Source organism: Eleftheria terrae (assembly GCF_030419005.1).
GTDB lineage: Bacteria > Pseudomonadota > Gammaproteobacteria > Burkholderiales > Burkholderiaceae_C > Caldimonas > Caldimonas terrae.
The window spans coordinates 1734441-1756340 of the sequence record NZ_CP106951.1; the positions used below are offsets into that span (position 1 = coordinate 1734441).

Annotated in this window: 15 protein-coding genes and 1 tRNA gene; 7 read left to right on the forward strand and 9 right to left on the reverse strand. The window is 68.6% G+C overall.

Annotated features, from left to right (window positions below; all coding sequences use genetic code 11):
- The first annotated feature begins 206 nt into the window (after nucleotides 1–206).
- Nucleotides 207–1964 carry a glycoside hydrolase family 19 protein gene (locus N7L95_RS07670; RefSeq protein ID WP_301259232.1) on the forward strand — a complete coding sequence of 586 codons (1758 nt, stop codon included), beginning with the start codon at nucleotides 207–209 and terminating at the stop codon, nucleotides 1962–1964.
- Between the two features lie 200 nt (nucleotides 1965–2164).
- Here the strand turns inward: N7L95_RS07670 and N7L95_RS07675 are convergent, their stop codons facing one another.
- Nucleotides 2165–4402, reverse strand: a complete 2238-nt coding sequence (locus tag N7L95_RS07675) for a PhoX family protein (RefSeq protein ID WP_301259233.1) — start codon at nucleotides 4400–4402, stop codon at nucleotides 2165–2167.
- Between the two features lie 175 nt (nucleotides 4403–4577).
- Between N7L95_RS07675 and N7L95_RS07680 the strand changes: the two genes are divergently transcribed.
- On the forward strand, nucleotides 4578–4793 hold the full coding sequence (locus N7L95_RS07680; RefSeq protein WP_301259234.1) for a hypothetical protein: 216 nt from the start codon (nucleotides 4578–4580) through the stop codon (nucleotides 4791–4793).
- 121 nt (nucleotides 4794–4914) lie between these two features.
- Here N7L95_RS07680 and N7L95_RS07685 read toward each other — a convergent pair whose 3' ends face one another.
- From N7L95_RS07685 to N7L95_RS07695, 3 genes are all read right to left on the reverse strand, one after another.
- Nucleotides 4915–5799 carry an IclR family transcriptional regulator gene (locus tag N7L95_RS07685; RefSeq protein WP_301259235.1) on the reverse strand — a complete coding sequence of 295 codons (885 nt, stop codon included), beginning with the start codon at nucleotides 5797–5799 and terminating at the stop codon, nucleotides 4915–4917.
- A 47-nt stretch (nucleotides 5800–5846) separates the two neighbouring features.
- Nucleotides 5847–7445, reverse strand: coding sequence for a class I adenylate-forming enzyme family protein (locus N7L95_RS07690; RefSeq protein ID WP_301259236.1), 1599 nt, complete (start codon nucleotides 7443–7445; stop codon nucleotides 5847–5849).
- 255 nt (nucleotides 7446–7700) lie between these two features.
- Complete coding sequence (locus tag N7L95_RS07695) at nucleotides 7701–10043, reverse strand: UvrD-helicase domain-containing protein (protein WP_301259237.1); 2343 nt, start codon at nucleotides 10041–10043, stop codon at nucleotides 7701–7703.
- 225 nt (nucleotides 10044–10268) lie between these two features.
- Here N7L95_RS07695 and N7L95_RS07700 point away from each other — a divergent pair, with 225 nt between their 5' ends.
- The 3 genes from N7L95_RS07700 (at nucleotide 10269) to galU (ending at nucleotide 15092) form a co-directional block, all read left to right on the forward strand.
- Nucleotides 10269–11246, forward strand: a complete 978-nt coding sequence (locus tag N7L95_RS07700) for a GMP reductase (protein WP_301259238.1) — start codon at nucleotides 10269–10271, stop codon at nucleotides 11244–11246.
- A gap of 106 nt (nucleotides 11247–11352) precedes the next feature.
- A complete protein-coding gene (locus N7L95_RS07705; RefSeq protein WP_301259239.1) occupies nucleotides 11353–14178 on the forward strand; it encodes a valine--tRNA ligase in 2826 nt (941 codons plus the stop codon).
- Nucleotides 14179–14225: 47 nt separating this feature from the next.
- Entirely contained in the window at nucleotides 14226–15092 is an 867-nt protein-coding gene (gene galU / locus N7L95_RS07710) for a UTP--glucose-1-phosphate uridylyltransferase GalU (protein ID WP_301259240.1), read from the forward strand.
- Nucleotides 15093–15193: 101 nt separating this feature from the next.
- Here galU and N7L95_RS07715 read toward each other — a convergent pair whose 3' ends face one another.
- Both N7L95_RS07715 and N7L95_RS07720 read right to left on the reverse strand, forming a co-directional pair.
- A complete protein-coding gene (locus N7L95_RS07715) occupies nucleotides 15194–15421 on the reverse strand; it encodes a sulfurtransferase TusA family protein (RefSeq protein WP_301259241.1) in 228 nt (75 codons plus the stop codon).
- Nucleotides 15422–15447: 26 nt separating this feature from the next.
- On the reverse strand, nucleotides 15448–15972 hold the full coding sequence (locus N7L95_RS07720) for an NUDIX domain-containing protein (protein WP_301259242.1): 525 nt from the start codon (nucleotides 15970–15972) through the stop codon (nucleotides 15448–15450).
- A gap of 130 nt (nucleotides 15973–16102) precedes the next feature.
- On the opposite strand from N7L95_RS07720, the gene trmB reads away from it, so the two are divergent.
- Nucleotides 16103–16795 (forward strand): tRNA (guanine(46)-N(7))-methyltransferase TrmB, encoded by a 693-nt coding sequence (trmB, locus tag N7L95_RS07725; protein WP_301259243.1) that lies wholly within the window; start codon nucleotides 16103–16105, stop codon nucleotides 16793–16795.
- Here trmB and cysM read toward each other — a convergent pair.
- Entirely contained in the window at nucleotides 16765–17670 is a 906-nt protein-coding gene (gene cysM, locus N7L95_RS07730) for a cysteine synthase CysM (RefSeq protein ID WP_301259244.1), read from the reverse strand. The two genes, trmB and cysM, sit on opposite strands and share 31 nt — an antisense overlap.
- 103 nt (nucleotides 17671–17773) lie before the next feature.
- Here cysM and N7L95_RS07735 point away from each other — a divergent pair.
- Nucleotides 17774–17860 (forward strand) — tRNA-Leu (locus N7L95_RS07735).
- A gap of 699 nt (nucleotides 17861–18559) precedes the next feature.
- Here the strand turns inward: N7L95_RS07735 and garD are convergent.
- Both garD and N7L95_RS07745 read right to left on the reverse strand, forming a co-directional pair.
- Nucleotides 18560–20146: a galactarate dehydratase gene (garD, locus tag N7L95_RS07740; protein ID WP_301259245.1), complete on the reverse strand. Its 1587-nt coding sequence runs from the start codon at nucleotides 20144–20146 to the stop codon at nucleotides 18560–18562.
- 287 nt (nucleotides 20147–20433) lie between these two features.
- Nucleotides 20434–21768 (reverse strand): amidohydrolase family protein, encoded by a 1335-nt coding sequence (locus tag N7L95_RS07745; protein WP_301259246.1) that lies wholly within the window; start codon nucleotides 21766–21768, stop codon nucleotides 20434–20436.
- Nucleotides 21769–21900: the final 132 nt, after the last annotated feature.

The window sequence follows — 21900 nt, forward strand, 5'->3', positions numbered from 1 at the left end:
CCGGGCCGCCGGCGTCTTTCGGCAGCCCGTTCGCTAGGACGGTCGACCTGCCTTGCCGAGCGGTCTTGGCGCGAACTGGTATTTAGAATCCAATACCAGTACAAGATCAATCACAGGTACTGGTCTTGTCGCGCCGCATGCACTGGCGGCGACACGACGCTCCCACAGTGCCATCCCACCGTGCCTTGAACGTAGGAGACCCGTTCATGTCCATGTCCGTCCCCGCGGCCGCGGCCGCCATGCGCTGCGCCCTGCCCTCCGCCGACCGGCCGGAGCCCTTTCCCGAAACTCCAGGCGACAACCGTCGCGGCCCGCGGCCGGCCCTGCTAGCCCTGCTGCTCGGCGGTCTGCTGGCCACCTCCGCCCAGGCCGTGGACTGCCGCAACCTGCCGGTGTGGAACGCCGGCACCGCGTACACCACCGGCCAGCAGGTGCAGGACGGTGGCAATGCCTATAGCGCGAACTGGTGGACGCAGGGCCAGTCGCCCGCCGGCAACTCCGGCGCCTGGGCGGTGTGGAAACCGCTGGGCAGTTGCGACGGCGGCGGTGGCACCCCGGGGACCAACAAGCCGCCAGTCGCCGCCTTCAGCGCCACGGTGGACCGGCTCAGCCTGCAGCTCGACGGCAGCACCTCCAGCGATGCAGACGGCCAGGTCAGCCAATGGCGCTGGGAGTTCGGCGACGGCAGCAGTGCCAGCGGCGCCAAGGCAAGCCACAGCTACGCCGCACCCGGCACCTATGCCGTGACGCTGACCGTGACGGACAACCAGGGCGCCACGGCCAGCAAGGCCCAGAGCTTCGCGCTGGCCTCGGTCATCAAGGATCCGGTCACCGGCAAGTACATCCTGCGGCTGTCCGACGTCCAGGCCACCGAAGCGGCATTGACGAACACGGCATTGTTCCGTTCGGTGAAGGCCTCGGTGGCGACCCGCCCGCAGAGCGTCGTCAATACCGTCACGCCGGGGGCTGCCGGGAATCCGGAGAACGTCAAGCGGGTCGAGCGCCTGCTGCCGCAAAGCCAGTGGGACTACCTGTTCCCGATGCGCGACGGCTCCTACACCTACACCGGCTTGCTGCAGGCCATCGCCAAGTTCTCGGGTGTCTGCATGAGCTACAGCGACGGCCGCGACTCCGACGCCATCTGCCGCAAGATCCTGGCAACGATGTTCGCGCACTTCACGCAGGAAACCGGCGCGCACGACCGCAACAACGCCATCCCGGAATGGCGCCAGGCGCTGTACTTCGTGCGCGAGGCGGGTTGCACCGAGAACAGCTACGGCTGCCCGTACAACAACGAATGCAGTCCCACCACCTGGCAGGGCCAGGCCTGGCCCTGCGGCAAGGACGCGCAGGGCCGCTTCAAGCAGTACTTCGGCCGCGGCGCCAAGCAGCTGTCCTACAACTACAACTACGGGCCGTTCTCGGATGCGATCTTCGGCGACGTGAAGGTGCTGCTGAACGCCCCCGAGCAGGTGGCCGACACCTGGCTGAACCTTGCCTCGGCGGTGTTCTTCCTGGTCTACCCCGCCTCGCCCAAGCCCAGCATGCTGCATGTGGTGGACGGCACCTGGCAGCCCAATGCGGTGGACACCGCGGCCGGCATCCGGCCGGGCTTCGGGGCCACCACCAACATCATCAACGGAGGCATCGAATGCGGGCAAGGCGCGGAGAAACCGCAGTCGGTCAACCGCATCGCCTACTACCGGCAGCATGCGGCGGCACTGGGCGTGCCGATCGGCCCGCAGGAAGAGCTGGGCTGCGCCAACCAGAAGCGCTTCGAGGTGGGCGGCGCCGGCGCGCTGGACATCTATTGGGACCAGGACTGGTCCTACCACCCGGACAAGCCGGAAGGCAAGGCCTTCGCCTGCAAGCTGGTCGGCTACCAGACCGCCCACTTCGCACTGAAGGCCGGTGACTACCAGCGTTGCGTGGAGAAGTTCTTCGACGTGGTGGTCAAGCCCTGAAACGCGCCGGCCTCCACAGGGGAGGCTGGCATGCCATGCAAGGTGGCGATGGCGCAGGGGGACGCAAACAGCACCGGCCCCCACTCTAGGAAGCGCAGTTGGCGGGCTGCGCCCCCTTGGCGCCCTTCCGCGCGCCTCCGGGTCCCTGGTGTCATGCGGCGGTTCCGGCTCGTTGCGCACCGCGAGCCGGAGCCCCGGCGTCAACTGCCGATGCGGCCGCCGTCGTTCTTGGTGATCACGATGGTGGCCGAGCGCGGCCGCGCGGTGCCGCCGTCGGGCCAATGGCTGCTGTACTTCGAGGGGCTGCCGATGTCGGCCAGCCGGGTGCTCTCGCCCGGGTGCTGGATGTTGACGAACAGCGCCTTGCCGTCGGGCGTCTCCGCGCAGCCGGTGATCTCGCTGCCCACCGGGCCCACCAGGAAGCGCTTGAGGGTCTGGGCCGTCGGCGCCTTGCCGACTTGCGTGTCCACCGCCAGCGTCGTCTTGTCGGCCTTGGTGTGGGTGAGCGTCTTCTTGCCACCATCGCCCACCTGCCCCGGCAGCGCGGCCAGCATCATGCAGTTGGTGACATCGGTGTAGGCGCCGTCATCGGTCTGGATCCAGCAGACACCGGTGGCGCGGCTGAACCACAGGCCGTCCGGGCTGGAGAAGTCCTGGTCGGCAGTGAGGCCCGACAGGTTCACCGTGGCCGGATCGGAGCCCACTTCGGCGCCGAACAGGTAGACGTCCCAGGCGAAGCCGGTGGCTGCGGCCTCGCCGCCGTTCTCCCGCAAACGGATGATGTGGCCGTTGTGGTTGCCGGCCGACCCCGCGCCGCCGTCCTTGTAGGAGCGCGGGTTGGCCGCGTCGACCCCCATCTGCGAGGTGCTCGCCGGGTCCGGCTCGACCTTGCGGTTGCTGTTGTTGGTGAGGGTGTAGTAGACCTCGCCGGTGCCCGGATGGGTCGCGCACCATTCGGGCCGGTCCATCTTGGTCGCGCCCACCGCATCGGCGGCCAGCCGGGCATTGATCAACACGTCGGCCTGGTCGGCGAAGTCGTAGGCCGCGTAGCCAGCGATGGCCGGCTGGTCGATCGACAGCTCGATCCACTGGCCGGTGCCGTCGGCATTGAACTTGGCGACGAAGAGCTTGCCCGAGTCGAGGTACTTGTCGCCCGTGGTGATGCGGTTGGCCGGGTTCGCATCGGCCGCGTTCCATACCGCGGTGGAGACGAACTTGTACATGTACTCGCCGCGCGAGTCGTCACCCATGTAGACCGCCAGCGGCTTGCCCGGCACCAGCCTGGAGAAGGCGGCACTCTCGTGCGCGAAGCGGCCCAGCGCGGTGCGCTTCTTCATCGAGGTGTTGCGGTCGTAGGGGTCGGCCTCGACGATGTAGCCGTAGGTGTTCAGCTCGTTGCGGTAGTCGCCAGCGGCCGTCGCGGCCTTCACGCTCAGGTCCCAGCGGGCGTACTTGTCCTCGCTGCCGGCGGTTTCCCAGCCGTGGCGGGTGTTGGCGCCCTTCTTGCGGCCGTAGCGCTCCAGCGCCACGATGCTCTTGTCGCCGGCCCGCGCGGTGTCGTCCTCGGCCGAGCGCTTGAAGTAGTTGGCCCAGTTCTCCTCGCCCGACAACAGCGTGCCCCACGGGGTGTAGCCCGTGCCGCAGTTGTTCAGCGTGCCGCGGGCGGCGGTGCCGTCGGTCGAGTACCTGGTGACCATCAGCGCATGGCCGCGCGCCGGCCCGGCCAGCACCACCGGGGTGAGCGGCGTGAAGCGGCGGTTGTAGGCCGAGTCCTGCACATAGCGGAAGCGGCCGTCGGCCTTGCGCACCTCGACGATGGAGATGCCGTGCGCCGCCACTTCCTTGTCGACCTCGGCCGCAACGCGGGCCGAGTTGGGGCTGCCGCCGGCCGGGTGCATGAACAGCACCTGGCCGTTCTCGTCCGACGTGGCTTCGTGGTTCATCGCCAGCAGGCCGCGTTCGGACCCGTTGGGGTCGCGGGCAGTGCCGGCGGCGTTGAGGCCGAAGAACTCCATGCCGTCGTGGTGATCGCCGGCGCGCTGCTCGTAGTTGTCGTCGGTGCCGTCGTTCTTGTAGGCGGCCACGCCGGCGGCGATCGGGTCGCCCAGGCGGTACAGCACGCTGGCCGTGTAGCCCTCGGGCACCACCACCGTGTCGGCCAGGCTCTTGGCCACGGCCTTGAAGCCGAGCAAGGTCTCGGCCGGCGGCTGGCCGTTGCCGGGCTGATGGTCGTCGTCGTCACCCCCGCCCCCGCCGCAGGCGGCCATCGCCAGGCCGCCGAACACCGCGGTGGCCGCGGTGCCAACGCCGCCCCGCAGCATGGAGCGGCGGCTCATGCGGGCCTGCAGCACCGCCTCGAAGGTTTCGTTGCCCGAGTTGTTGTTGTCGATGTCGTCGTGATCGATGGCTTGCTGGGGAAAGCCGAGCGGCTGGCTCATGGAGTCGTCCTCTGTAGGGCGTTGGGGTGAAAGACCCGCGGCAGCTTAGGGACGATGCATGAAGGAGCCGTTACAGCTTCATGAACATCGTGTGACGGATGCCCGCCGGCCGGCGCCATGGCAGGCCGGCCGCACACCGATAATGAAGCCGTTTCTGCTCCGGAATCGACACATCATGCGCCCTGCCCTGCGTTACTTGCAGCAGCTGCTGCTCGGCGGCCTGTGCAGCCTGCTGCTGGGCGGCTGCGCCGTCGTCAGCGTGGCAGGCGCGGCCGCAGGGGCCGCCATCTCGGTCACCGGCGCGGTGGTGAGCACCGGCGTCAAGGTGACGGGCGCAGCGGTCGAGGCCGGCATCAACGCCGTCTCCGACGACGACGAGGATGACGACTGACCGTGCCCGGCGGCGCCGGCCTTTCGCCGGGCGCCCGGCTGTCCCGCCCGGGGCGTGAGCCCGACATGGGCGGCGCTTGCTGGCGGGTCGGTCGGCTCGCCTGCGCTTGCGCCTGCCGGTCTCACTGTCCGGCGGCACGCTCCAGCTGTGCGCCCAGCGCCACCAGGCGCGGCCGCACCTGCCCCAGCAGATCGTCGCGGCTCAGGTGGAAGGCCGGGCCACCGCAGTTGATGGCCATCAGCTTGCGTTGCCCGGCCGGCCGGAAGGCCACCGCGATCGCATTGACCTCTGGCTGCCAGTCGCCGAAGGAGCAGCACACGCCGAGCTCGCGGTACTGCTGCACGCCTTGCTCGATGCCTTCCCGCAGGCGCGGCCAGGCGGCCTCGTCGAGCTCGCGGATGCGCTCCATCAACGCCTGGCGCTCGCCCTCGTCGCACATCGCGAGGTAGGCGCGGCCCATCGCCGTGGTGGCCAGCGGGATGCGCGAGCCGACGTCCAGGCTGAGCGTCAGCGCCGACTGGCTGCGGCAGTTCTCGACATAGATCATGCTCAACCGGTCGCGCGAGCCCAGCGACACCATGGCCTGCGAGGCATCGGCCAGCGCCTGCATCAGCGGCCGGGCCTGCTGGCGCACGTCCATGCGGGCGAGCATCGCGCTGCCGAGCGACAGGGTGGCGCTCCCCAGCCGGTAGCGGCCGGTGTCCTCCACCTGATCGAGGAAGCCGAGCCTGGTCAGCGTGTAGGTCAGGCGCGAGACGGTGGACTTGGGCAGGCCGCAGCGCCGCGCCAGCTCCTGGTTGCCCAGCATCCCGTCACTGGAGCGGAAGCAACTCAGCACGTCCAGGCCGCGGGCCAGCGCGGTGACGAAATGTCGGTCCTCCTTCAGCTTGCCGGGCCGGCTGCCCGCAGCACCGGCATCACGGCGGCCGCGGGTCTGCCCGCCGCCGCTGCGGTCTACCGTGTCATCGCCCGCCGTTGCCGCGGCATCTGCCTGCCGTGTGCCCATCTCGCGTCCCCTCGTGTTGCCGTCCCACTGTGGCAGCGTCGCCGGCCTCAGGCGCAGCTGCCCGCAAGCGGCTGCTGGGCCAGCTCGCGCAGGCGGGCCTTCGCCACCTTGCCTGTGGTCGAGGCAGGCAATTGCGCCATCAGCACGATGGCCGACGGCAGCTTGTATGGCGACAACCGCTCGCGCAGCCAGGCCTGCAGCGTGCCCGCCTCCAGTTGCCGGCCGGGCACTGGCTCCACAAAGGCCACCACCTCTTCGTTGCCCGGCACCGGGCGCCCCACCACCGCTGCCTGCATCACGTCGGGGTGGGCGCACAAGGCCTGCTCCACCTCCACGGGGTAGACATTGAAACCGGATCGGATGATGAGTTCCTTGGAACGCCCCACCACCTCCAGCACACCGTCGGGCGCCAGGCGCGCCAGGTCGCCGGTATGCAGCCAGCCCTCGGCGTTCACCGTCTGCCGGGTCAGCACGGCATCGCGGTAGTAGCCCTTCATCACCTGCGGCCCGCGCACCCACAGCTCACCGGTCTCACCGCCAGGCACCGGCTGCTGGCGCTGCAGGTCGACGATGCGCACCTCGGTGCCGGGGATGGGCATGCCCACCGAGGCGTCACGCCGCGGCGTGTCGAGCCGGGTCTGGGCGATGGAGGGCGCGGCCTCGGTCATGCCATAGCCGTTGTGCAGCACCACGCCCAGGGCCTGCTCGACGGCGGCCTTCAGCGCCTCGTCCAGTGGCGCGCCGCCCGACTGCGCCACACGCAAGGCCGGCGCCCGCAGGACATGGCCCGGCTGGCGGCTCCAGGCCAGCAGCTTGGCGTACATGGCCGGTACGCCATGCAGCACCGTGATGCCGCCGACGGCCAGCGCCCGAGCCATCTCCGCCGCATCGAAACGCGGCACGAGGACCAGGCTGGCGCCAGCATGCAGCGTCGCCAGCAGCACGGAAGTCAAGCCATAGACATGCGACAGCGGCAAGACGCCCCAAACCCGGTCGCCCGGCACGAGCCGTCGCATGCGCCGGCCGTTCTCGGCGATGAACAGCAGGTTGGCATGCGTCAGCATCACGCCCTTCGGGCTGCCGGAAGTGCCCGACGTGTAGACGAGGGCAGCCACTTGCTCGCTGGCCGCCGCATGGACCGGCTCCGGCCGGCAGTCCTCGTTGAGCGCACCCAGGTGCAAGGCGCCCAGCTCGGGCCAGTCCTGCGCCGCGGCACCGAGCCGGCGCGCGTGGGCGGCGGCTTCCGCCGAGCCGCCCTCCAGCACCACCACCCGGCGAGGGCCGGCATGTTCGATGACCGCATCGACTTCGCGCGGCGACAGCCGCGCATTCACCAGCGAGCACCAGGCGTCGATGGTGCTGCAGGCCAGCGCGAGCAGCGCCGCTGCCGCGCAGTTCTCGGCCACCACCAGCAAGCGGTCGCCGGGCCGCAAGCCGGCCGCAGCCAGCCGCTTGCCGGCCGCAGCCACCCGCTGCTGCAGCTCTGCGTAGCTCAGCTGCTGGGTGGCGTCCTCGAGGGCCGGCGCGGAGGGCGTGTCACGCGCCCAGCGGTCGATCACCTGGTGCAGGCGGGCCGGCAGGACGGGGCAGGTCGAGCCGGCGTCAACGGAAGCCGCCGCAGCGGCCAGGGGCGATGAGGCAGTCATGACCGCGATGTCCCGCAATGCCAAGGAACGCGGATCGTGTCACGGGCCCCGGCCAACGTCAATTCAGATCGAAACGACGTTCTGCACAGCAGAACATAGGCGCTCGCCAGCCCACGTGTCCCGGGCGGCTGCACCCCTTCACCCGCGGAATGCGAACCCGGATGGCAGCCGCCCCGCGTCGTGCCGCCCCGGGGGAGGCTCCGCGCGCCGACGCCGATGCCGGGGCGGCATTGCCACCGCACCAGCGGCGCGGCTTCAGTCGACCGGCGTCAGCTTCGCCACGCTGAGCGCCAGCCACTTCATGCCATGGCGGCCGAAATTGATCTGTGCGCGCGCGTCCGGGCCGCTGCCTTCCAGCGTCACGATCACCCCTTCACCGAACTTCGTGTGGAAGACCGACTGGCCCATGCGCAGGGCCACCCCGTCGGAGGTGGCCACCTTGGGCGCCATCTTCTTCTCGCCGCCAGCCGCCACCGACCCCGCGCCCGGGCCGCTGGCCCAGGCGGCCTTGTAGTCGCGCGCATAGCCGGAGCCGAAGGCCTGCACCTTGGGAGTGATCCACTTCAGCGCCGCCTCGGGCAGCTCCTCGAAGAAGCGGCTCTTGATGTTGTAGCGGGTCTGCCCGTGCAGCATGCGGGTCTGGCTGTGGCTCAGGTAGAGCCGTCGGCGCGCCCGGGTGATGGCCACATACATCAGGCGCCGTTCCTCCTCGAGCCCCTGGTGGTCGGACAGCGAGTTCTCGTGCGGGAACAGGCCTTCCTCCAGCCCGGTGATGAACACCACGTCGAACTCCAGCCCCTTGGCGGCATGCACCGTCATCAGCTGGATGGCATCCTGCCCCGCCTGGGCCTGGTTATCGCCGGCCTCCAGCGCCGCGTGAGTGAGAAAGGCGGCCAGCGGCGACATGATCTCGCCGGTCTCGGCGTCCGGGGTCTGCTCGGTGCGCGCCACCGCGGGCGGGTCGCCGTCAGCCAGCGCGCCGGGTGAAGCGGCCTGCTCGTCCACCGGCAGGGCAATGGCATCCTTGCCGAAGCCTTCCTGCGTGACGAAGGCCTCGGCCGCATTGACCAGTTCGGCCAGGTTCTCCAGCCGCTCGCGGCCTTCCTTCTCGTTGAGGTAGAAGTCGGCCAGGCCCGAGGCCTGTACCACGTGCTCGATGATCTCGCGCAGGGTCAGGCCGCGGGTGGCGTCGCGCATCGCATCCACCAGCTGGTTGAACGCGAGCAGGTTCGCGCCGCCCTTGCCGGTGACGGCCGTCACGCTCTGGTAGAGGCTGCGGCCGCTGGCGCGCGCCGCGTCCTGCAGCTGCTCGATGGTGCGTGCGCCGATGCCCCGGGTCGGAAAGTTGACGACCCGCAGGTAGCTGGTGTCGTCGTTCGGGTTCTCCAGCAGGCGCAGATAGGCCAGCGCATGCTTGATTTCGGCCCGCTCGAAGAAGCGCAGCCCGCCGTACACGCGGTACGGGATGCCGGCATTGAACAGCGCGCTTTCCATCACCCGCGACTGGGCGTTGGAGCGGTAGAGGATGGCGATCTCCGAGCGCGCAATGCCGTCACGGTGCAGCTGCTGTGCCTCCTCGATCAGCCACTGCGCCTCGGCATAGTCGCTGGTGGACTCGTACACCCGCACCGGCTCGCCGGGCCCGGCCTCGGTCCGCAGGTTCTTGCCCAGCCGCTTGGTGTTGTGCGCGATGAGGTGGTTGGCCGAGTCGAGGATGTTGCCGAAGCTGCGGTAGTTGCGCTCCAGCTTGATGACCTGCTCCACCTCGAACTCGCGCTCGAAGTCCGACATGTTGCCCACCTGGGCACCGCGGAAGGCGTAGATGCTCTGGTCGTCGTCGCCCACTGCGAACACGCTGCTGCCCGGTCCGGCGAACATCTTCAGCCAGGCGTACTGCAGCCGGTTGGTGTCCTGGAACTCGTCGACCAGGAGATGCCGGAAGCGCCGCTGGTAGTGCTCGCGCAGGGCCGGCTGGTCGCGCATCAGCTCATAGGTGCGCAGCATCAGCTCGGCGAAGTCGACCACGCCTTCGCGCTGGCACTGGTCCTCGTAGGCCTGGTAGATCTCGGCCAGCTTGCGGCTCTGCTCGTCGCGCACCACCACGTCCTGCGGCCGCAGGCCTTCTTCCTTGCTGCCGGCGATGAACCATGTCACCTGCTTGGGCACGAAGCGTTCCTCGTCGAGGTTCATGCCCTTGATGACGCGGCGCACCGCCGAGAGCTGGTCCTGCGAATCGAGGATCTGGAAGCCCTGCGGCAGGTTGGCGAGCTTCCAATGCGCCCGCAGGAAGCGGTTGCACAGGCCGTGGAAGGTACCGATCCACATGCCCCGCACGGGGATGGGCAGCATGGCGCCCAGGCGGGTCAGCATCTCCTTGGCGGCCTTGTTCGTGAAGGTGACGGCCATCACGCCGGCCGGGGAGACCTGGCCGGTCTGCACCAGCCAGGCAATGCGGGTGGTGAGCACCCGCGTCTTGCCGGAGCCGGCGCCAGCCAGGATCAGGGCCGGACGGCTGGGCAGCGTGACGGCGGCCAGCTGCTCCGGGTTGAGGTTGTTGAGCAGGGCCGACGCAGCGGCAGGCGGAAAATCGAGACTCATGTCGCGATTCTAGGGAGCCCGGCGAAGCCCCTTGCAGCCGATGCCGCGCGAGGTGAGTAGAATCAGCCACCGGGCCCAAATTTTGGCGCCCGGTTTTTGTTTGCGCGGCCACCTCCGTCCCCGGGGGCCTTCGGCCGCCGGCCGGGTCTCCAAGTCAAGCGCTCGCAGCCTTCGACGCCGCACTGCTTCAACGCGGCGTCCTACCTGCTTACGGAGCGATCTCTGATGGAAATCTTCGACTACGACAACATCCTGCTGTTGCCGCGCAAATGCCGCGTGGAAAGCCGCAGCGAGTGCGACACCTCGGTGGAGTTCGGCGGCCGCCGCTTCAAGCTGCCGGTGGTGCCCGCCAACATGAAGACGGTGGTGGACGAACGCATCACCGAACAGCTGGCCGCCGACGGCTACTTCTACGTGATGCACCGCTTCGACCTCGACAACGTCGCCTACGCCCGGCGCATGCGGGACAAGGGCCTGTTCGTCTCGATCAGCTCGGGCGTGAAGCAGGCCGACTACGAGGTCATCGACCGGCTGGCCGCTGAAGGAGTGGGCGCCGACTACATCACCATCGACATTGCCCACGGCCATGCCGATTCGGTGCAGCGCATGATCGGCCACATCAAGCAGAAGCTGCCCGACAGCTTCGTGATCGCCGGCAACGTCGGCACGCCCGAGGCGGTGATCGACCTCGAGAACTGGGGCGCCGACGCCACCAAGGTCGGCATCGGCCCGGGCAAGGTCTGCATCACCCGGCTGAAGACCGGCTTCGGCACCGGCGGCTGGCAGCTGTCGGCACTGAAGTGGTGTGCGCGGGTGGCCACCAAGCCCATCATCGCCGACGGCGGCATCCGTGAGCATGGCGACATCGCCAAGAGCGTGCGCTTTGGCGCCACGCTGGTGATGATCGGCTCGCTGTTCGCCGGCCACGAGGAATCGCCCGGCCAGACGGTCGAGGTCGACGGCAGGCTCTACAAGGAGTACTACGGCAGCGCGTCCGACTTCAACAAGGGCGAATACAAGCATGTCGAGGGCAAGCGCATCCTGGAGCCGGTCAAGGGCCGGCTGGGCGACACGCTGCGCGAGATGCAGGAAGACCTGCAGAGCTCCATCAGCTATGCCGGCGGACGTTGCCTGGCGGACGTGCGCAAGGTCAACTACGTGATCCTCGGCGGCGACAACGCCGGTGAACACCTGCTGATGTGAGCCGCCTGCGGCCGACAGCCTAAAATCGCGGCATTCCCAATGCTCGGCGGCGTCCTGCGGGACGCCGCTTTCCTTTCACCGCCCGACTTTCACTGCACACGGCACCATGTCCGAAACGCCCAAGTCATTCGAACCGAAAGCCATCGAAGCCAAATGGGGCCCCGAATGGGAGCGCCGCGGCCTGTATGCCCCGACGCTGGACGAGACCCGGCCGTCGTTCAGCATCCAGCTGCCGCCGCCCAACGTGACCGGCACCCTGCACATGGGGCATGCGTTCAACCAGACGGTGATGGACTCGCTGACGCGCTACCACCGCATGCGGGGCTTCAACACGCTCTGGGTGCCGGGCACCGACCATGCCGGCATTGCCACGCAGATCGTGGTGGAGCGCCAGCTGCAGGCACGTGGGCAGTCGCGCTACGAGCTGGGCCGCAAGAACTTCGTGGCCCAGGTCTGGGAATGGAAGCAGCAGTCGGGCTCCACCATCACCCAGCAGATGCGCCGCATGGGCGACTCGGTGTCGTGGCAGCACGAGTACTTCACGATGGACGAGAAGCTCTCGCCCGTCGTCACCGACACCTTCGTGCGCCTGTTCGAGGAAGGCCTGATCTACCGCGGCAAGCGGCTGGTCAACTGGGACCCGGTGCTGAAGTCGGCGGTCAGCGACCTGGAAGTCACCAGCGAGGAAGAGGAAGGCTCGCTGTGGCACATCCGCTACCCGCTGGCCGACGGCTCGGGCGAACTGGTGGTGGCCACCACCCGGCCGGAAACCATGCTGGGCGACGTCGCGCTCATGGTGCATCCGGAGGATGAGCGCTACAGCGCGCTGGTCGGCCGCGAGGTGGTGCTGCCGCTGTGCAGCCGCACCATCCCGGTCATTGCCGACCCGTATGTCGACCGCGAATTCGGCACCGGCGTCGTCAAGGTCACGCCGGCCCACGACACCAACGACTATGCGGTGGGCCAGCGCCATCGCCTGCCGATGATCTGCGTGCTGACGCTGGACGCCAAGATCAACGACGAAGCCCCCGCCGCCTACCGTGGCCTGGACCGCTTCGAGGCCCGCAAGCAGGTGGTGGCCGACCTGCAGGCCCAGGGCTTCCTGGTCGACGTCAAGAAGCACAAGCTGATGGTGCCGCGCTGCGAGCGCACCGGCCAGGTCATCGAGCCGATGCTGACCGACCAGTGGTTCGTCGCCGTGAGCAAGCCGGGCGCCAACGGCAAGTCGATCGCCGAGGAAGCCATCGAGGTGGTGCAGGACGGCCGCGTGCGCTTCGTGCCCGAGCAGTGGACCAACACCTACAACCAGTGGATGAACAACATCCAGGACTGGTGCATCTCGCGCCAGCTCTGGTGGGGCCACCAGATCCCGGCCTGGTACGGCAACGACGGCCAGCTGTTCGTCGCCCGCAGCGAGGACGAGGCGCGCGCCCAGGCCCGCGCCGCCGGCTACGACGGCGAGCTGCGCCGCGACGAGGACGTGCTCGACACCTGGTTCTCCTCTGCGCTGGTGCCCTTCTCGTCGCTGGGCTGGCCCCAGCAGACCAAGGAGATGGACCTCTTCCTGCCCTCCTCGGTGCTCGTCACCGGCTTCGACATCATCTTCTTCTGGGTCGCCCGGATGATCATGATGACGGTGCACTTCACCGGCCAGGTGCCTTTCCGCGACGTCTACATCCACGGCCTGGTGCGCGACGCGCAGGGCAAGAAGATGAGCAAGTCCGAAGGCAACGTGCTCGACCCGGTCGACCTGATCGACGGCATTGGGCTGGAGCCGCTGCTGGAGAAGCGCAGCACCGGCCTGCGCCGCCCCGAGACCGCCTCGAAGGTGCGTGAGGCCACCAAGAAGGAATTCCCCGAGGGCATCCCGGGCTACGGCGCCGACGCCCTGCGCTTCACCTTCGCGGCGCTGGCCAGCCTGGGCCGCAACATCAACTTCGACTCCAAGCGCTGCGAGGGCTACCGCAACTTCTGCAACAAGCTCTGGAACGCCACCCGCTTCGTGCTGATGAACTGCGAGGGCAAGGACTGCGGCTTGGCCGAGCACGGCCCGGCCGACTGCGCCCCGGGTGGCTGGCTCGAGTTCTCGCAGGCCGACCGCTGGATCACCGGCGAGCTGCAGCGCGTGGAGCACGCGGTGGAACAGGGCTTTGCCGAGTACCGGCTCGACAACGTCGCCAACGCCATCTACCAGTTCGTCTGGGACCAGTACTGCGACTGGTACCTCGAAATCGCCAAGGTGCAGATCGCCAATGGCAACGAGGCCCAGCAGCGCGCCACCCGCCGCACCCTCATCCGGGTGCTCGAAACGGTGTTGCGCCTGCTGCACCCCATCACCCCCTTCATCACCGAGGAGCTGTGGCAGAAGGTCGCGCCGGTGGCCGGCCGCAAGGCGGCCGACGCTGACGATTCCATCATGCTTGCCCCCTATCCGCAGGCCCAGCTGGAGCGCATCGACCCGAAGGCCGACGCCTGGGTCGAGCAGCTCAAGGCCCTGGTCGGAGCCAGCCGCACCCTGCGCAGCGAAATGGGCCTGTCGCCGGCCGAGCGGGTGCCGCTCTACACCGTCGGCGACGCGGCTTTCGTGACGCAGGCGGCGGCGCTGCTGCAGACGCTGGCCAAGGTGAGCGAAGTGAAGGTCTTCGACGACGAGGCGGCCTTCGCGCAAGCCACCGCCCAGGCGCCGGTGGCGGTGCAGGGCGCGGTGCGTCTGGCGCTGCACGTCGAGATCGACGCGGCCGCCGAACGCGAGCGCCTGGGCAAGGAAATCAAACGCCTGGAAGCCGAGATCGCCAAGGCCCAAGGGAAACTTAGTAACGAAAGTTTTGTGGCACGTGCACCCGCTAACGTGGTGGAACAGGAAAAAGTACGGCTGCAAGAATTCACTGTTACGCTCCAAAAGGTGCGTGATCAGATCTCCAGGCTGGCTTGAAGCTTGCAGTACGGTCTGCCACTCGATATTTCAGGAGGAAAATACACATGCACGTCACTAAAGCCGTCTTTCCCGTCGCTGGCCTCGGCACCCGCTTCCTCCCCGCCACCAAGGCGCAGCCCAAAGAGATGCTGCCGGTGGTCGACAAGCCGCTGATCCAGTACGCCGTGGAAGAGGCTTATGAAGCCGGTATCCGCGAAATGATCTTCGTGACCGGTCGCACCAAGCGCCCGATCGAAGACCACTTCGACATGGCCTACGAACTGGAAACCGAGCTCGAAGCGGCCGGCAAGCACGAGATGCTGCGCATCCTGCAGTCCATCAAGCCGGACGACATGGAATGCGTGTTCGTGCGCCAGCCGAAGATGCTGGGCCTGGGCCATGCGGTGCTGTGCGCCGAGACCCTGGTCAACGGCCACCCCTTCGCCGTGATCCTGGCCGACGACCTGATGGTGGGCCGTCCCCCGGTGATGAAGCAGATGGTCAACCAGTTCGCCGACTGGAAGGCCACCATCGTCGCCGTGCAGGAAGTGCCGCCCGAGCACACCCGCCGCTACGGCATCGTCGACGGCATTGCGGTCAACGACCGCCTGGTCGACATCCAGCAGATCGTCGAGAAGCCGGCTCCGGAAGTCGCGCCCTCGCGCCTGGGCGTGGCAGGCCGCTACATCCTGACCTCGGGCATCTTCGACGAGATCCGCCGCCAACCCAAGGGCGTGGGTGGCGAGATCCAGCTGACGGACGGCATCGCCGGCCTGCTGCGTCGGGAGAAGGTGTTTGCCTATCGCTATGAAGGCACTCGTTATGATTGCGGTAGCAAGGAAGGCTTCCTGCAAGCCTCGGTCGAACTGGCCCTGGCTCACCCGCAACTGGGCCCCGGCTTCCGCGAATACCTGCAGAACCTGGACCTGTGACACCGAGCGCCGTCAGGCGCTTCACGACAAAGCGGCGCCCGGGCGCCGCTTTTTTTTCGCCTGGAGCGCGGTGCTGGAGAAGCCCGCGCGGGCGCCTCTCTTCAGCGGCGGCGCAGGACGTGGATGAACTCCTTGTCCTGCGTCTGCTGGTCCATCAGCTCATTGCCCGTCTGCTTCGCAAAAGCCTGGAAGTCGCGCAGAGAACCCGGGTCGGTCGACACCACCCGCAGCAACTCGCCGCTGTGCATTTCGGCCAGCGCCTTCTTGGCCTTGAGGATGGGCAGCGGGCAATTGAGCCCGCGGGTGTCGAGTTCCTTGTGGATGTCCATGCGCGTGTGTCCTTGAAGCTGCCATTCTAGGGCTTGGGCCATTCCATCCATTGCGGCTCATGACCGCGGGCGCGCAGCCACTGCGCCAGCAAGAGCCCGGTGCTGCCCGGCCAGCACCGCACGGTGTGCGGGGTGAACAGCCGGTATTCGGCCAGCTCGGGCGACAGCACGATCTCGCCGTGCGCCACCGCGTGATAGGCGATGATCACCTGGTTCATGCGCTGGAAGTCGCAGACCCCGTGCAGGGTCAGCGAGGACACCGACAGCGAGGTTTCCTCGGCGATCTCCCGCCGGATGCCGTCTTCCGGGCTTTCGCCCGCTTCCATGAAGCCGGTGATCAGGGCAAACATGCGACCCGGCCAGGCGGCATTGCGGGCCAGCAGAATCTGGTTGTCACGGTCCGACAGCTCAATGATGGCCGCCAGCACCGGCGTCGGGTTGTTCCAGTGGGTGAAGTCGCAGGCCGGGCAGCGCAACCGGTCGCGCTCGCCGTCATGTTGCGTCTGCAAGGCCGTGGCACAACAGGGGCAGAATCTGAAGTCCTTCACCATGCACTTTCATGTTGTGTCGAGAACTTCGCATGCTAACGAGTCCGCGCCGCCGGCGCTGTCACCTCGGCACGCCGCCTCTCGCTGTGTCACCAGCAACCAGCCCGGCCCGCATCCCCGCCTGGCGCAGGTGGTGGCCCGTCATCTGGGCAGCCGCTTCCTGCGGCCGGTGGCCGGCTACAGCCAGCAAGCCTTCGAACGGCTGGCGCAGCGCTGGGACGGCCGCTGCCCGCTGGTGCTGGACAGCGCCTGCGGTACCGGCGAAAGCACCGCGGTGCTGGCCCGGCGACACCCCGCCGCCCTGGTGATCGGCATCGACCAGTCGGCCGAGCGCCTGGAGCGCGGCCGACGCAAGCTGGCCGACACCCTGCCCGCGAATGCGCTGCTGCTGCGTGCCGACACGACCGACCTGTGGGCCCTGCTGGCGGAGCGCGGGGTCACGCTGGCCCACCATTACCTGCTCTACCCCAACCCCTGGCCGAAAGCCGAACACCTGCAGCGACGCTGGCATGGCCATCCGCGCTGGCGCGAGTTGCTGGCCCTCGGCGGGCAGCTGGAGCTGCGCACCAACTGGCAGCTGTATGCGCAAGAGTTCGCGCTGGCGCTGCGGCAGGCGGGCCAGGTTGCCGCGTTGCGCCCCCTGGTGGCCGAGGGCACCGCGCTGACGCCCTTCGAGCTGAAGTACGCCGCCTCCGGCCACCCGCTGTGGCAGGTGCAGGCCACCCTGGACGGCGGCGCACCCTCGCATCCATCTGCAGCGCGGGCCGGGGAGCCGGGCCGGGAGCGGGCCGGAGATCAGGCCGGGAAGACGCCGGTCGACAGGTAGCGGTCGCCGCGGTCGCAGACCACGAACACGATGGTCGCGTTCTCGACCTGCCGGGCCAGCTGCAGGGCGGCCCAGCAGGCACCCGCGGCGGAGATGCCGGCAAAGATGCCCTCCTCCGCGGCGAGGCGGCGTGCCATGTCCTCTGCATCGGCCTGGCTCACATGCACCAGCTCATCGACTTGGCTCGGGTCGTAGATCTTCGGCAGGTAGGCTTCGGGCCATTTGCGGATGCCGGGAATGCGCGAGCCTTCGCTGGGCTGTGCACCAATGACACGCACCTGCGGGTTCTTCTCCTTCAGAAAGCGGGAGACGCCGGTGATGGTGCCGGTTGTTCCCATCGCACTGACGAAGTGGGTGATGCGGCCCTCGGTCTCTTCCCACAATTCCGGCCCGGTGGTCTCGTAGTGAACCCGCGGGTTGTCGGCATTGGCGAACTGGTCGAGCACGCGGCCCTTGCCGTCGCGCTGCATCTGCTCTGCCAGGTCGCGCGCGTATTCCATGCCGCCGGCCTTGGGCGTGAGCATCAGCTCGGCACCGAACGCCTTCATGGTCTGGGCGCGCTCCACGCTGAGGTCTTCCGGCATGATCAGGAGCATGCGGTAGCCGCGGACGGCCGCCGCCATGGCCAGCGCAATGCCGGTGTTGCCCGAGGTTGCCTCGATCAGCGTGTCGCCCGGCTTGATCTCGCCCCGCTCCTCGGCCCGGCGGATCATGCTGATGGCCGGCCTGTCTTTCACCGAGCCTGCCGGATTGTTGCCTTCCAGCTTGCCCAGGACAACATTGCCGCGGCGCTCATTGTCGGCCCCCGGCAGGCGTTGCAGTTTCACGAGCGGCGTGCGGCCGATGGTGTCTTCGATCGTCTTGTACACAGGCATGAGCGTTCTCCTGCGCCGATTGTCTCAGGCTTGCCCCGGCCTCGCCCGAGGCTATGACATAATCGGCGGCTCGCACGCGGGGTGAAGTTCTTCACCCCCTTCTGCCCAGATGGCGAAATAGGTAGACGCAAGGGACTCAAAATCCCTCGCCAGCGATGGCGTGTCGGTTCGAGTCCGACTCTGGGCACCACCAGCATGGTCAGGAAGCACTCACCGTTTCCGCCGCATTCCCGCAGTTGTTCCGCCGCAGTTGTTCGCAAGAGCCAGCGCCACGAGGCGCCGGTTGGTCGACATGCATCGTCGCCCTGCCCCGCTCGTTCTTCTCCTGAGCCGGTCAGCGCGGCGTCGTGCCCTCCATCACTCGCTCGTTGTCCTCGATTCAAGCCGGGGACCTGCTGACGGTCTCGCAATAAATGCCGTGCCGGCGGCACCGGCTGAAACCGGCGCGCAGGCCCAGGCCCACTGGAACGACTTCCGTGCGGCGGTGCTGGCAGGCGGCCTGCCGACTGTCTCCAAGCCGACCCATTTCCCGATCGTCGTCACCAAGCCCTGTCACGACCAAGCGGCAGGCTGTCTACCGCCTTCAGCTGGCGCGTTGTGATGGCCAGCCCTGGCCGAGGCATCGGCCTGGAGGACGTGCCGATGAAGCAGCACATCGGCGCCCATCCAAGGGTGGACGACTGCCCCGCCCGACGGCGGGCGTCGGCAGCTGGAGCTCGCGCTGCAGGCCAAGGGGTGGCGCTTCGCAATGGCCTACTCGGCCGACGTCGGCCGCTGACACCCGGCGACCGCCGCAGCCCGCAGCACAGCGCAAGCACCCTGAGCACCCGCCGGTCCGCCGAGGCGCCCCGGCACACGCCGGACCCTGCGCCTGGGCGACAGCCGGCCCTCAGGTCACCGGCGCCGGATTGAACAACACCAGCGCGTTGTGCAGTTTCCAGTGCTCGGCCCAGGTTTTCCGGCGCCCGCTCGCCACCTCCAGCATCAGGTGGAACAGCTCCCAGCCGACATCCTCGATGCTCGCCTCGCCGGTGGCGATGCGGCCGGCGTCGATATCCATCAGGTCGTGCCAGCGCCGTGCCAGGTCGCTGCGGGTGGCCACCTTGATCACCGGCACCTCGGCCAGTCCGTAGGGGGTGCCCCGGCCGGTGGTGAAAACATGCAGGTTCATGCCGGCGGCCAGCTGCAGCGTGCCGCAGATGAAATCGCTGGCCGGCGTCGCGGCATAGATCAGGCCCTTGCGGCCGCCCAGCTTCTCGCCGGGCGCCAGTACGCCGGAGATGGGCGCACGGCCGGACTTGACGATGGAGCCCATCGCCTTCTCGACGATGTTGGACAAGCCACCCTGCTTGTTGCCGGGCGTCGTGTTGGCACTGCGATCGACCTGGCCCCGCTGCAGGTAGCGGTCGTACCAGGCCATCTCGCGCACCATGGCGGCGGCCACTTCCGCATCGGCCGCCCGGGCAGTGAGCTGGGCGATGCCATCGCGCACCTCGGTCACCTCGGAGAACATCACCGTCGCGCCGGCGCGCACCAGCAGGTCGGCTGCGAAGCCGACGGCCGGATTGGCGGTCACGCCCGAGAAGGCGTCGCTACCGCCGCACTGCACCCCCACCACCAGTTCGGAAGCCGGACAAGGCTCGCGCCGCCGGCGGTCAAGGCGCAACAGATGCACCCGAGCCTGGCCGAGGATGGCCTCGACCATGCCGAGGAAGCCGTCATGCTGCCTGTCCTGCAGGCACACGACCTCCAGCCCTGCAGCGGCTGCATCGCCAGGCGCCGCGCGCTCGTCCCGGATCGGCAAGCTGCCGGGCGGCAACAGGCGTTGTGGCTGCAGCTTCTCGCAACCGAGGCTCACCACCATCAGCTCGCCGCCGAAGTTCGGGTTCTGGCTCAGGTGGCGCAGCGTGCGGATCGGCACTTCGGCATCGGGCGCGTCGATGGCCACCCCGCAGCCATAGCCATGCTCCAGTGCCACCACCCCGTCCACATGCGGGAACTGGGGCAGCAGTTCGTCCCGGATGCGGCGCACCGCCGCCTCCACCACCCCCGCCACGCACTGCACCGTGGTGGTGATGGCGAGCAGGTTGCGCGTGCCCACCGACCCGTCCGCATTGCGATAGCCCTCGAAAGCGTAGCCGTGGAGTGGTGGCAAGGGGGCCGGCCGGGCACTGGCCATCGGCAAGTCGTCCAGGCCGCAGGCTTCGGGCATGCGCAACAGGCGTTCGTGCACCCAGCTGCCGGCAGCAATGTCACGCAGCGCGTGACCGATGGTGACGTTGTAGCGGCGCACCTCGCTGCCGGCCGGCAGGTCCACCAGCGCCAGCTTGTGGGCCTGCGGTATCGCCTCGCGCAGCACCAGGCCATCGGGAAAGACCGTTCCTGCGGGCAAGCCGCCGTCGTTCGCGACGATGGCCACGTTGTCCGCCTCGTGCATCTTGAGATAGAGAGGGGATGCCGGCGCGCGCTGCTGCATGACCGTCCTTGCGGGGCTGGGAGAGTGAGAAGGGCGACACGGTGTTGTCGTACAACAATGATGATCCATGACGCGGGACGGCGTCAAGCCGTGCGCCACTCCGCCCCTGGGCGGCGATAAAAGGGGACCTCGTGGCGACAAGTAATGCCGATGTTGTACGACAACACCACCCCTCGTGCGCCCACCCCTCGTGCGCCCACCCCTCGTGCGCCCACCCCTCGTGCGCCCACCCCTCGTGCGCCCACCCCTCGTGCGCCCACCCCTCGCCGGCCGCCCGCGCGCCCGAGTCAGCGCGTCGCCACCGGGCCCGCCGTCGTGAGCCGCACGTCCGCGCTGCCGCCGGCGACGGCCGCAGGCTGCCAGCTGGTGCTGGCGGGCCGCCCTGGCAAGCTCAGGCTGGCAACGGCGGCAGGCGTGGTGGCCAGGACCTCACCGCCGCGCATCACCATCAGCCGGGTGGCGCGCAGGCGCAAGGCCTCGAACGGGTCGCGCGCCTGCAGCAGCACCAGATCGGCGCGGCAGCCGGGCGCCAGGCCGTAGCCGGGCAGGCCGAGCACGCGGGCCGGTGCTTCGGTCACTGCGTCGAAGCAGTGCCGCATGCCGTCCTGCCCCGTCATCTGGGCAACATGCAAGCCCATGTGCGCGACCTCCAGCATGTCGGCGCTGCCCAGGCTGTACCAGGGATCCATCACGCAATCGTGGCCGAAGGCCACCGTCACCCCGGCAGCAAGCAGCTCCGGCACCCGCGTCATGCCACGGCGTCGGGGGTAATGGTCGTGTCGGCCTTGCAGCGTGATGTTGATCAAGGGGTTGGCGATGGCCGCCACCCCCGCCTCGCGCATCAGCGGCAGCAGCTTGGACACGTAGTAGTTGTCCATCGAATGCATCGACGTCAGGTGGGAGCCCGCCACCCGGCCCTGCAGGCCCAGGCGCTGGGTGTGGAAGGCCAGGGTTTCGATATGGCGTGACAGCGGGTCGTCCGATTCGTCGCAATGCATATCGACCGGCAGGCCGCGCTCGGCCGCCAGCTCGCACAGCAGGCGCACGGATTCGGCGCCCTCGGCCATGGTGCGCTCGAAGTGCGGGATGCCGCCCACCACGTCCACCCCCATGTCGAGCGCCCGCTGGACCTGCGCGAGCCCGTGCGGCGAACGCAGCAGGCCGTCCTGCGGAAAGGCCACCAGCTGCAGGTCCAGGTAGGGGCGCACGCGCTCACGGACATGCAGCAAGGCCTCGACCGCCAGCAGACGCGGATCGCAGACATCCACATGGGAACGGATGGCGAGCAGCCCCTTGGCCACCGCCCAGTCGCAGTAGGCGAGCGCCCGCTGCACCAGCGCTTCCTGCGTCAGCAAGGGCTTGAGTTCACCCCACAGTGCAATGCCCTCCAGCAGCGTGCCGCTCGCGTTCACGCGCGGCAGGCCGTAGCTGAGCGTGGAGTCCATATGGAAATGCGCATCCACGAACGGCGGGCTCACCAGCTGGCCGGCGGCGTCGATCTCGCGGCCGGCCTGGGCCGGCAGCGCCGGCTGCACCGCCACGATGCGTCCGGCCTGGATGCCGATGTCTTGATCGAGCCGGCCGTCGGGCAGGGTGCAGTGGCGCAGGATGATGTCGAGCATGGAGCCTCCCGGGAAGTGCATGGACCGGCAATGCCCGCATGCTGCCACGACGGGGCGTCGGCGCGACCGGCCCTGCCCCCTGCCAGCGCCTCGGAGGGGGGGCCGCTATGATGGGGCGCTTCCTCTCCTTCG